Genomic DNA, 12,518 nt, shown 5'->3' with positions numbered 1-12,518 from the left:
GAGTGATGCAAATATGAGTTCCAAAATAAAGAAAAACACAAAACAAAAGCTTGATTTTATTAATGATAGCCTTTGGAGTCTTATGCTAAAATTATCTGTTCCAAGCATTTTAGGTATGATGGTTATATCTATAAACGGGCTTGTAGATATATTTTACACAAGCTATTTTATAGGAATAAAAGCTTTTACAGGAATATCAATGTTGTTTCCTTTAATGCTCATTGTTACAAGTATTACTGTTTTTATAGCTGCAGGCTCTGCCTCTGTTCTTAGCAGAGCTATAGGAGCCAAACAAATTGAAGTCCAAAAGAAAATAATTCCAAACATGATAGCCTTATCTCTCATAGGGGCAACTTTAGTAACTGTTTTTGGAATTATTTTTTCTCATGAAGTAGTTTCAGTAATAGGAATTTCAGGAGAATTATTTACCTATGCTTTAGAGTATTTTAAAGTATACGTTTTGGGAGCATTATTCAGTATTTATGGCTTGTCAGCTAATAGTTTAATACGGGCAGAAGGAAACATAAAAGTAGCAATGCAATTCACAATAGCTTCAGTAATTCTAAACATTTTATTAACTCCTATATTCATTGGTGTTTTGCATATGGGAGTAGCAGGTGCAGCATGGAGTAGTATTACAGCAATGTTTATTTATAGCTTGTTAACATCTCTATATTTTATCCGTGGAAAAGCAACATTTAAAACAGGACATTTTCGAATAAGATTGGAGTACAAAATACTAAAAAATGTTTTAAGTATTGGTTTTTCAGCATTTACAATGCAACTATCTAATTTGTTTAGGCAGTTTTTACTTTTCAGATTAGTGGTTTTCTATGGAACAGTAGAGGCTATGGCTTTTTTTAATGCTGTTTTTAGGCTGTTCACTTTTTTAGCTATCCCGCTTTTAGGGCTTTACCAATCTATGCAACCAATTATAGGAATTAATTACGGAGCTAATAAGCCGTCTAGGTGTTTAAAAGGAGTAAGGATATACAGGTTAGCAGGGGTTGTTCTTGGTGCTGGACTATTAATTCCGATACTGATTTTTCCTGAGGCAATGGTTAATGTTATATTACCTAATGTAGAACTTAATAATACAGAAATTTTTAATGTACGAATGTTGTTAAGTATTTTATTAGTTATTCCAATATCTTCTAGTAGCATAGTTCTTTTTCAAGCTATAGGTAAGGCAAAATTAGCAACATTATTACCCATTGGTAGACAATTATTATTGTTTGTTCCGGTAGTATTACTTTTAACTAAATATTTTGGAATAAAGGGGATATATTATAGTTTGGCTTTAGAAAACATACTATATGCACTAGTTTTATATATTGTATCTAGAAAAACGCTTAAACAAATATCGCAGGGAATAGCACAAGAGTAAGTATAAACGTGGTAGTTTGTTATTTTAAAAGGTGTTTCTTTTTGCCACAATATGAAAAACATGCCAAAACTTTTCTTTTCCAGATAATGTTTTTCCTTTTTTAGAAACTTCATTAAAATAAAGGAACTCAAATTTATCAAATAAGTTTTTTACATCTTGTATATTGTGAAAAGTCATATCAGAATTAGAGCTCCAAGAATCTAGTGGTCCAAAAAAATGTCCACAAAAAATCCCTTCAGGGGATATACATTCGATAATATTCGACCATAACTTATCAAATTGATTCGGATGACAAAAAGGAAGTGAAAAAGAGGCATTAACCAAATAAGCAGAAGGAAGCTTTTCTAAATCCTCAAAAGAAACGTTATTAAATTTTAATAGTTTTAAATGTTCAGGAGCTAAATTTTGTTGTAAATGAAGCAATGAGTTAGAGTTGCTATCTATGGCAAATACAGAAAAACCATTTTCTAATAAAGCAAATGTATCTACACCATTACCACAGCCCAAGTCAACAGCCATCTTTTCTGTTATATTATCTTGGGGAGCTATAAACTCCAAAGCTTTACGCAATGTATAAGCTGGGGGATGTTTTTCTTCTTTTATTTTACTATAATGCTCTTTCCACATTTTATATTTTTTTTCTGCGATAAACAAATATACTGAAGTATTACAATGGTTAAATTAAAAAATAAAACATTCTATTATACTTTACCCTTTATAGAAGTAAAAAGTTTATTTATATGTTTTTAACTTGATTGAGGTATTTGTTTTTAGCGAAAGCAAGTGTGAAATTAACACCTTTTTTAAGTTAATTTTAGTAGGTTTGTAAGTAATGAAAAAAGGATGGTTAAAGAATAGTGTAACCTATTTATTCCTTGTGCTTTTTCTTTCAGTGAAAATGACAGGAATTCATGTATTGATGCATACGGATGATATGGATCATGCAGTACATTGTACTATGTGTGACCATAGCATAACACATGATTTAACTCCTGCGCTTACTCCTAATATCCAAAATTTAATTATTGATAGGTTTGAAATTATAGTTCAAAAATCAATTATTAAAAACTACAAGTTTATTGCTACAAGTAACTTTGCCTTGTATCAGTTTTTCTCCAGACCTCCTCCTTTCTTATTATAATTTTTTAGAGAAAACCAAAGTTAAATATCATCTTGGTTTTTTATAAGTTGTTCTAGTTTCTTTTAACGATAGCGTAATCAAAAGTTAAAAACTTTGAATTGTAATATGTGTCTGAATATTTAGAGCATATAAAAAGGCTATGTGTAAAGAAAAAACATTTCCACGTTTAATTTTTTGAAAATAATTACAACTTTTTAAAAAGGAGTTGAAGAATATTTTATTCAACTAATTGTAATAAAAAACTTCTAGAACTTATAAAACCAAAAAGAATTCATTCTTAAGTAATACTTAATATTTAGGTATTTGTGTGAAAACAGAAACTAAATATGCAGAATGATTACAGGTAGTAAATCTATCTAACCAAAAAATAAATTAAATAATGAAAAATTATATAAAAATACTTGTACGTTACTTTTTAGTTCTTTTCCCATGGTTTGTTTTTTCACAAGAGATTGAAGTAAAAGGAACCGTTAGTGATGTTACCAATCAAGCATTACCAGGTACAACAGTTTTTGTAAAGGGAAGTAATAAAGGAACAGTTACCAATTTAGATGGGAAATATTCAATAAAAACGACTAAGGGAGCTGTTTTGGTGTTTTCTTTTGTAGGAATGATTACGAGAGAAAAAAAAGTAACTGATGAAAAAAAGATAAATATAACCTTAAAAGAAGATGCTAATGCATTAGACGAAGTAGTGGTTAATTTTAAAAAACCACTTATTGAAGCTGGTAAAGGTAAATTAACATTTAACCTAAAAAAATCCACTCTTACAACAGGGCAATCTGCTCTTGATATGTTAAAAAAATTACCAGGGGTAAGTGTAGCACAAAACGATGCTATTTTATTTAGAGGGGCGTCTGGGGTAAATATTATGATAGATGGTAAAATGACCTATTTGTCTGGAGGTCAATTGTCAAATTTATTAATAGGAATGAGTGCTGAAGACCTTAAAAAGATAGAATTGATAACATCACCAACAGCCGAGTTTGATGCAGCAGGTAATACAGGTATAATTAATATTGTTCTCGAAAAAAAACTCAAAAAAGGTTATGCAGTCAATTTACGAACTACTATTTCAAAAGGAAAATATTGGATGACAAACGAAAATATTTCGGCAAGTTTACGTACAAAAAAAGTAAATTTATATGGTTCTTTTGATTATAATACCCCTCATAGATTTACTAAAAATGAGAGTGGAAATACCATTAATGAAGATGGAGAATCTCTGTGGCTTAGTCGTAAAAATGAAAGTAATTATAAAATAAAATATTATACTTGGCGATTTGGAGCTGAATGGCAGTTTTTACCTAAACATAGTTTAAGTATTAACTATCATGGCTACTTAGATGACTTTAAAAAACAAAATTATTCTACAGTTAATAAACTCAATAACTTAAATGAATTACAATCTTATACATTAACCGATAATAAAATAATTGAACCTTATCATTACGATGCGGGGAGTGTGCATTACAGGTTTGTTATAGATTCTCTTGGAAAAAAAATAACAGCAGATGCCAATTATACATCCTATCGTAATTATTCAGATGGAGTGTTAATAACAGATAATTACGATGCAAATCAAAATAAATTAGATACCAACGTACTTAAGTCACATCAACCAGGGAATGTAGATATTCTTTCAACACAAATTGATGCTAATTTGCCTTTTAAGAAGTATGCTATTAAAACAGGAGTTAAATATGCTAAGGTTAAAAACGATAATCAATACAAATTTGAATCGTTAGAAGAGGGGACTTATGAAAAAGTACCAGCATTAAGTAATCACTATAAATATAATGAACAGATAGCAGCAGCATATATAACTGGATCAAAAGAAATAAATAAAACAACAATAGATGCTGGACTTCGTGTAGAATATACCAGAGCAGAAGGGTATACGGTAAAAGAAAATGAAACAAATCAATGGCAATATACAAAGCTGTTTCCCTCTTTTTCAATAGGGCAAATTTTAAATAAAGACAATAAAATAGATTTTTCGCTTAATAGACGTATCAATCGTCCATCTTACACCGATTTAAATCCAGTACGATGGTATAGGGATCAGTACTTCTATTATTCAGGAAACCCTAATTTAGTACCTGAATTGGCTTGGGTATATTCGTTTACATATAGCCTAAAAAATAAATATGTTTTTTCTGCAACGTATAACCAAAGTGATAATTTTATAAATCGAAGACTTTTAGTAGATGATAATGGTACTACTATTAAAAGTCAAAGCGATAACTTTGGTAATCGAGAACGTTTTGATTTTACAGTGTCAACCCCATTTAAATTATATTCGTTTTGGAATTTACTTTTCTTTTCAGACATAAGTTATACTACTTATCCTATTTCACAAGTTTCAGGAGAAAAACAACTATCAAAGTGGGCTACGGCGTTTACATTACAACAAGATATTTCCTTGCCAAAAGACTATAAAATAAATCTTTCTACACACTGGTTTTCATCAGAATTACTTGGTTTGTACAGTACAAAAGCAACAGGTTATGTAGATTTTGGAATAAAAAAAACATTCCTAAATAAAAAACTAGTAGCCCAATTGACTATAAGTGATATATTTAATACCAATCATTATGAAGCTTATTCTCAAAGTGATATTATAGATTATTACTATAACAATAAACCAGATTCAAGAAGGTTTGGTATAACCTTACTTTACCACTTAGGAGGAAACTTAGTAAAGGAAAATAGAAATAAAACGGATGAACAAAAAAGACTATGATTTTCTAAGTTAAATTACTAGTTAGAGTTCCATAAAAAAACAAAGAATGCCATCTTTTTAGAGCGGCATTCTTTGTTTTTTATCACGGTGTTTGTTTTCAGTAAATTAAAGGATATTATGTGTTAAAGTAGATTTTATTTCCAAACAAAATTTTTAAATAAAAAATATACAATTACAATTGTGCCAATGAGAAGGATAAAAATTTCCTTAATAGCTTTTTTGTTTTCTAGATTCATATATCTCTAAGTATTAAAAACTACTGCCTCGCGTAGTAATGATAATCTTTAATCACAGTATCTATAAATTGAGCAGGCTTTTGCTCGGTAGTAATTCCTGTTAACTCAATAACTTTTGTATGTAGTTTTAAAATTACTTTATGATTTCTTTTTTTCATAGCATCTTTATATACTCTTGTAATGGTATGAATATCATTATCACTTAATAGTGTTACTTGTGAATAGGTAGGGGTGTAATTATCGACCACATCGCTAGCAATAGTATCTTTTAAAGTAATTCTTTTCTTTTCAGATATAACAGTCGTTCCTGCTGCAATATCTCCTAAACGTTGTCCTTTTCCGTTTAGTAAAATCGTAAGAACGGCAACAGAACCACTAGCTAAAGTGAAATCAACAAAACGTAACAACCATCTAATTAAATAACTTCCAAAAGTGGGTTTAGAACCATCTAATTTAACCACTCTTATTTGATTAAAGTATTTACCAGGCGTTTGTCCATTCATTAAAACTTCAAAAAGTAAGCTATAAAAGAATACAGGAAGTCCTAACAAAACAAATAGGCTCATATATTCCATACTCATAGGAACGTCTAACATTCCTATTATAATGGCAATGATAATGTAATACCCAAGAATAAATAACGCATCAATTAAATATGAACCAATACGAGTGGTAACATGAGCTACATTTTGACTGATAGCAATGTTTTGGGCTGTTTCTATTTGAAATTTATCCATTAATTAGTTTTTCGCTTTTTTTTGTTGATATTTATGCAACTTTTTTTAGTTTAGCGAAGATAAAAATAATCTATGATTAGAGAAATTTCTCAACAAATATGCTTTAATTTTTTTAATACATGAGAGAAGCCGCTTTTGTAAATAAAAATAAAGAAAAGTGGCAGCTTTTTGAAGATGCGCTGTATAATAAAACAGTTATTTCACCAGATAAACTATCTGATTTATATGTGGAGTTAACTGATGATTTGAGTTACGCCAAAACCTTTTACCCTAACGGAAATACGGTGATATACTTGAATTCGATAGCATCCGCAGCACATCAAAAAATATATAAAACTAAAAAAGAAAGTAAAAATAGGTTTGTTAGTTTTTTTAAAACAGAATTTCCTTTGATGTTTTATAACCATCAAAAACAATTATTGATTGCATTTTTAGTATTTGCTTTTTTTTCTATTTGTGGTGCTTTTTCAGCAGCAACCGATATTGATTTTGTCCGTTTGATTTTAGGTGATGGTTATGTAAACATGACCCTAGAGAATATTGAAAACGGTGACCCAATGGCTGTTTATAAAAAAGCTAATGAAGTAGACATGTTTATTGGAATTACTGTAAATAATATAAAAGTTGCCATGTATGCCTTTGTATTAGGAATGCTGTTTTCGGTAGGAACCTTATACATTATGATGCAAAACGGAATAATGTTAGGCTCTTTTTTGTATTTTTTTTATGAAAAAGGATTGTTTTGGGAATCGTCAAGAACTATTTGGATTCACGGAACTATAGAGATATCAGTAATTGTTATAGCAGGCTGTGCAGGTTTGGTATTAGGTAACGGATTACTATTTCCTAAAACCTACTCACGATTAGAATCGTTTAAAAGAAGTATGAAAGATGGATTAAAAATAATGGTTAGTACCATTCCGTTTTTTATTGTTGCAGGTTTTTTAGAAGGGTTTGTAACCCGTCATACAGAAATGCCCGATTGGTTAGCAATCTTAATTATAGCTACTTCGTTAGCACTCATTATATTTTATTACGTTATTTACCCAATTAAAGTTTATAAAAATCAACAAACCCATGCATAAAGAATACGTAGAGTTTAAAAAAGAAAGAGACTTAGGAAGTATCATTTCAGATGCTTTTAAGTTTATACGATTAGAAGGAAAACAATTCTTTTTAACGATATTAAAAGTAGCTGCAATACCAATTGTTATAGCGGTGGCTTCTATGATTTATTACATGATGTCTATTTCTTCAATAATGAGTCAAGATACAAGTGCAGTTGCTGGTATGGTAGGAGCTGTGTTTATTATGATGATAGCTTATTTAGTAGCTATTGTTTTTATAAACTTGGCAGGTATGTATTATATTAAATCGTATATAGATAATAAGGGGGTAGTTAGGAAAGAAGATGTTATAACCAACACAAAAGCTAAGTTTTGGTCGTTTACAGGCTTCGGTATTTTAGCAGGGTTACTATTATTTGCTAGTGCAATGCTATGTGTATTACCTGTATTTTATACTTGGCCAGCATTATCTTTAGGAGCTTCAATTTTAGTATTTGAAAACGAAACAGCGTCTGGAGCAGTAGGGAAATGTTTCAACTTTATAAGTGGATATTTTTGGGAAACTTTTGGTGTGGTTTTCGTTGTTTCTATTCTAGTAAGTATCCTTGGTTATGTATTTCAAATACCAGCAACCATATACCAATTAATAAGTATGGGAATAGGTTCGGGAAGTGATGATCCAGCACAGATTTTTGGTTTTTTTAGCGATCCTATTTATTTAATTTTAAATGTTATTTCAATAGCAGGTCAACTACTATTTTATTCAATTACTTTAATAACCAACGTACTTTTATATTTCGATATTAATGAAAGAAAAAACCTTACAGGAACCATTGAAAGAATTGATAGTATAGGACAATAATCTTTTGAAGCAGTTTCTTTTTTACATAGCGTTTTTTATTTGTTCAATCACTGTTTTTTCTCAGGAAGAAAAAACAGAGGTTCGATATGATGATACTATTATTGAACAAAAAAAGTTTGATGCTCAAAAAATAGAGGAGTACAAGCAAAAAGATGAATTTATATACATCGTAGAAAAAAGAGAACCTACTATTTTAGAAAAAGTATGGGATTGGTTAAAACGAACCGTCATAAAAATACTCTCTTATATTTTTGATGATATCACCCCAGCAGTGGGGTTCTTACGTGTTGTTTTAAAGATTTTACCTTATGTAATTGCAGGCTTAGTATTATTTTTTATTATAAAATTCTTTTTAAAAGTAAATGCACGCAATATTATTGATGGTAAAAAGGCTAAACCTATTGTGCACTTATCGGAGGAAGAAGAGTTAATTAAAGACAAAGACTTACCAAAGTTAATTCAAGAAGCAATTTCTGTAAGAAATTATCAATTAGCTATACGTTATTACTACTTGCTATTGTTGAAAAGTTTGTCAGATAAAGAGTTTATTTCTTGGCAACAAGAAAAAACAAACGAAGATTATATAAAAGAACTAGCATCTAAAAAACAATTGTATAGCGATTTTAAAAAGCTAACTTATTTATACGATTATGTGTGGTATGGTGAGTTTTCAATAGATGAAGAAAAATTCATACAAGCAGAGAGTAATTTTAAAAATACACTAGCTAAAATTTATTAATTTGGATAAAAAACTTAAAATATACATTGGTTTATTAGTGCTTATAGTGCTCGGGATTTTTTATGTCGAGTCTGTAAAGTCTAAAGAAATCAATTGGTATCCAAGTTATGCTGCAAAACATAAAATTCCGTATGGTACGTATGTATTGCATAAAGAAATGTCGAGCTTATTTCCAAAAAGAGAAGTAAAAGATGTATATCAAAATCCGTATGTATATTTAAAAGATGATAAGAATAACGGAACCTATTTTTTTCTTGATAATAAAGTAAGTTTTGAGAAAGATGAGTTGAATGAGCTTTTAGAGTTTGCAGATAGAGGAAATGATGTGTTTATTGCAACTAATGGAATTTATTTAGATACATTGCAAACAAAGACAAGTTATTTAACTACTTCCGCGTTTGAGGAAAAAGCGTACCAAAAAATGAATAATCCTATTTTTGGAGGAAAAGAGTATCATTTTGATAGAGATTTTTCAAAACTATATTTTTCAGAAGTAGATACGCTCAACACAACTATTTTAGGTGAGTTAGTAATACGAAATGAAAAAGATTCCATCATCAGTAAAAAGCCAAATTTTATCAAAGTAAAACACGGGGAAGGAAATTTTTATTTACACACTTTTCCGCAAGCTTTTACCAATTATAACATGTTGTTGGATAATAATTATGAGTATGTAGCTAATGTATTGTCGTATCTAAATAGCCCGAATAAAGAAGAAGAAGGAGTTGGTTCTAACAGTAGCAAGGCTATTTTATGGGATACCTATTATAAGACGGGAAAAAGTAGAATTACTTCTCCAATGCATTATATTTTATCAACCCAATCGTTAAAATGGGCATATTACATAGCGTTGATAGGCGTATTGTTTTTTATCATTTTTAAAGGAAAACGTAATCAGCGATTAATTCCTGTAATTACACCATTAAAAAATCAAACACTGGCTTTTACACGCACCATAGCCAATATGTATTACGAAAAGTCTGATCATAAAAATATAGTAGAACATAAAATCAATTATTTTTTAGAATATATTAGAATCAAATACAGATTGTCAACCTTAAAAATAGACGAGCGATTTTATAAGAACCTTGCTAACCGAAGTGGTAATTCAGAAGAAAAAGTAGTTGCTTTATTTAAAACTATACAGCAAATACAAATAAAATCAAGTATAACCGAAGAAGATTTAGTAGCCCTAAATAAAGCTATTGAAAATTTTAAAGCATATAAAAAAGAGTAGGATGCAAACAGAAAACAATCCAACAGAAAACACGAACGAGCTATTTTCAAGTAGAGTAGACTTGTCGAAATTAAAAGAAGCTGTGATTAAAATTAAAGAGCAGTTAGGAAAAGTAATAGTTGGGCAAGAAGAATTTATGGAGTTGTTGTTAGTTTCTTTACTTGCAGATGGTCATGTATTGATAGAAGGAGTTCCAGGAGTAGCCAAAACAGTAACAGCAAAGTTATTGGCAAAAACCATTGCAACCGATTTTAGCCGAATTCAGTTTACACCAGATTTAATGCCTTCGGATGTATTAGGAACTTCGGTACTAAACATGAAAACATCTGATTTCGAGTTTAAAAAAGGGCCTATTTTCTCAAACATTGTATTGATTGATGAGATTAACAGAGCGCCTGCAAAAACACAAGCAGCGTTGTTTGAGGTGATGGAAGAAAAACAAATTACTATGGATGGAACTCAATATACTATGAGCCCTCCATTTATGGTATTAGCAACTCAAAATCCAATAGAACAGGAGGGAACGTATGCTTTACCAGAAGCACAATTAGACCGTTTCTTATTCAAAATAAATGTTGGGTATCCAAATTTAGATGAAGAAATACAAATTATCACAGCTCATAACGAGCGTAAAGGAGCCTTACCACAAACTCAAGTGGAAGCAGTATTAACTGAAGCTGAATTGTTAGAATATAGAAGCAAAGTTTTTGAGGTATTAGTAGAGGAAAAAATTATCAAATACATAGCACAACTTATTTCTAATACACGTAACAATGCACATTTGTATTTAGGAGGTTCACCAAGAGCAAGTATTGCTGTGTTAATGTCGTCTAAAGCATTTGCAGCGATTAACGGACGCGATTTTGTAATTCCTGAAGATGTAAAGAAGAGTATTTATCCAGTATTACGTCATAGAATTATGTTAACTCCTGAACGTGAAATGGAAGGAATGACAGCCGATAAGGTTATTGAAATGATTGTACAATCTGTAGAAGTTCCAAGGTAGTGATTCAATTTTTTAAATCGTTATACGTACACAATCGCTTTTTTATCTATATAAGCACTGTTTCGGCTTTATTCTTACTGTCGTTTTGGATTCCTGCACTTTATGCAGCAACGTGGATGTTGGTGTGGCTATTTTTGATAGCAATGTGTATTGATGTGCTTATTTTATATCGGTTTAAAAACGGATTTTCAGCTAAAAGAATCGTATCAGAAAAATTATCAAATTCTGATGATAATGAAATAGCTATAACCTTAGAAAATAACTATCCGTTTCAAGTTTTTATTTCATTGATTGATGAATTACCACCGCAATTTCAAAAAAGAGATTTTGAGCATGCAACGTCATTACAATCAGGAGAGAGATCAACCTATACATATAATGTCCGACCTGTTGAAAGAGGAGAATACAAATTTGGAAGAGTAAATGTGTTTGTATCTTCTTTTTTACAGATATTTTCTAAACGTTATTCGTTTTCTGCAGAAGAAAGTGTGAAAGTATACCCGTCGTACATACAGATGAAAAAGTACGAGTTTTTGGCAATGCACAATAACTTGACGGAATTTGGTATGAAGAAAATCCGACGTATTGGGCATACTATGGAGTTTGAACAGATTAAAAACTACATTCCTGGTGATGATGTACGTACCATAAATTGGAAAGCAACTGCTAAGAGAGCTGAATTGATGGTGAATCAATACCAAGATGAAAAATCCCAACCTATTTATTCTATTATTGATTTAGGTCGTGTCATGAAAATGCCTTTTGAAGGGTTGAAGTTACTAGACTATGCAATTAATTCAACCTTAGCCTTTTCAAACATAGCTTTATTAAAAAATGATAAAGCAGGTATGCTGACGTTTTCTAAAAAAGTAGAAAAAATAGTAGCAGCCAGTAATAAGAAAACAAATCTGTCGGTCATAAACGAAGAGTTGTATAATATTACAACCGATTTTTCAGATGCTAATTTTGCGTTGTTATATGCAAATATTAAACGGAAAATAAATCAGCGAAGTTTACTGATTTTATATACCAATTTTGAGCATATTTCAGCTTTAAAAAGACAATTACCATATTTAAAAGTAATAGCTAAAAAACATTTATTAGTAACCGTTTTCTTTGAAAATACAGAGTTAGATACGTTAATTACTGAAAATGCAGAGGACTTGCAAAGCGTATATCATAAAACTATTGCAGAAAAATACGCCTACGAAAAACGTTTGATGATAAAAGAACTAGAGAAAAATGCGGTACATGCTATTTTAACCAAGCCACAGCATTTATCCGTAAATGTAATTAATAAATATCTGGAGTTTAAAGCAAAAGGAATGATATAAAAAAGCGACCATTTGGTCGCTTTTTT

At 30.2% G+C, this 12,518-nt stretch carries 11 protein-coding genes; 9 read left to right on the top strand and 2 right to left on the bottom strand.

The features are described 5' to 3' along the window. Window positions 1-13 precede the first annotated feature (13 nt). Complete coding sequence (locus tag C7448_RS09320; RefSeq protein WP_115901108.1) at window positions 14-1,387, top strand: MATE family efflux transporter; 1,374 nt, start codon at window positions 14-16, stop codon at window positions 1,385-1,387. A 24-nt stretch (window positions 1,388-1,411) separates the two neighbouring features. Here C7448_RS09320 and C7448_RS09315 read toward each other — a convergent pair whose 3' ends face one another. After that, window positions 1,412-2,014 carry a class I SAM-dependent methyltransferase gene (locus C7448_RS09315; RefSeq protein ID WP_115901107.1) on the bottom strand — a complete coding sequence of 201 codons (603 nt, stop codon included), beginning with the start codon at window positions 2,012-2,014 and terminating at the stop codon, window positions 1,412-1,414. A 205-nt stretch (window positions 2,015-2,219) separates the two neighbouring features. Between C7448_RS09315 and C7448_RS09310 the strand changes: the two genes are divergently transcribed. Further along, the gene (locus C7448_RS09310) at window positions 2,220-2,528 is read left to right on the top strand and encodes a hypothetical protein (protein WP_115901106.1); all 309 of its coding nucleotides are present in this window, start codon (window positions 2,220-2,222) and stop codon (window positions 2,526-2,528) included. 379 nt (window positions 2,529-2,907) lie between these two features. Next, window positions 2,908-5,274 carry an outer membrane beta-barrel family protein gene (locus C7448_RS09305; RefSeq protein WP_115901105.1) on the top strand — a complete coding sequence of 789 codons (2,367 nt, stop codon included), beginning with the start codon at window positions 2,908-2,910 and terminating at the stop codon, window positions 5,272-5,274. A 256-nt stretch (window positions 5,275-5,530) separates the two neighbouring features. Here C7448_RS09305 and C7448_RS09300 read toward each other — a convergent pair whose 3' ends face one another. Then, on the bottom strand, window positions 5,531-6,247 hold the full coding sequence (locus C7448_RS09300) for an RDD family protein (RefSeq protein WP_115901104.1): 717 nt from the start codon (window positions 6,245-6,247) through the stop codon (window positions 5,531-5,533). 119 nt (window positions 6,248-6,366) lie between these two features. On the opposite strand from C7448_RS09300, the gene C7448_RS09295 reads away from it, so the two are divergent. From C7448_RS09295 to C7448_RS09270, 6 genes are read left to right on the top strand one after another with little or no spacing between them, the layout of a single operon-like run. After that, window positions 6,367-7,332: a stage II sporulation protein M gene (locus C7448_RS09295; RefSeq protein WP_115901103.1), complete on the top strand. Its 966-nt coding sequence runs from the start codon at window positions 6,367-6,369 to the stop codon at window positions 7,330-7,332. Further along, window positions 7,325-8,176: a hypothetical protein gene (locus tag C7448_RS09290; RefSeq protein WP_115901102.1), complete on the top strand. Its 852-nt coding sequence runs from the start codon at window positions 7,325-7,327 to the stop codon at window positions 8,174-8,176. Before C7448_RS09295 ends, C7448_RS09290 begins: the two co-directional genes overlap by 8 nt. A 4-nt stretch (window positions 8,177-8,180) precedes the next feature. Then, window positions 8,181-8,915: a DUF4129 domain-containing protein gene (locus C7448_RS09285; RefSeq protein WP_115901101.1), complete on the top strand. Its 735-nt coding sequence runs from the start codon at window positions 8,181-8,183 to the stop codon at window positions 8,913-8,915. A gap of 1 nt (window position 8,916) precedes the next feature. Next, window positions 8,917-10,152 (top strand): DUF4350 domain-containing protein, encoded by a 1,236-nt coding sequence (locus tag C7448_RS09280; protein WP_115901100.1) that lies wholly within the window; start codon window positions 8,917-8,919, stop codon window positions 10,150-10,152. Between the two features lies 1 nt (window position 10,153). Beyond that, window positions 10,154-11,158 (top strand): AAA family ATPase, encoded by a 1,005-nt coding sequence (locus C7448_RS09275; protein WP_115901265.1) that lies wholly within the window; start codon window positions 10,154-10,156, stop codon window positions 11,156-11,158. 2 nt (window positions 11,159-11,160) lie between these two features. After that, window positions 11,161-12,492, top strand: coding sequence for a DUF58 domain-containing protein (locus C7448_RS09270; protein WP_115901264.1), 1,332 nt, complete (start codon window positions 11,161-11,163; stop codon window positions 12,490-12,492). Window positions 12,493-12,518: the final 26 nt, after the last annotated feature.

Origin of the sequence: Tenacibaculum gallaicum (genome assembly GCF_003387615.1) — a bacterium.
GTDB lineage: Bacteria > Bacteroidota > Bacteroidia > Flavobacteriales > Flavobacteriaceae > Polaribacter > Polaribacter gallaicus.
This window is presented reverse-complemented; position numbering and strand designations above follow the sequence as displayed.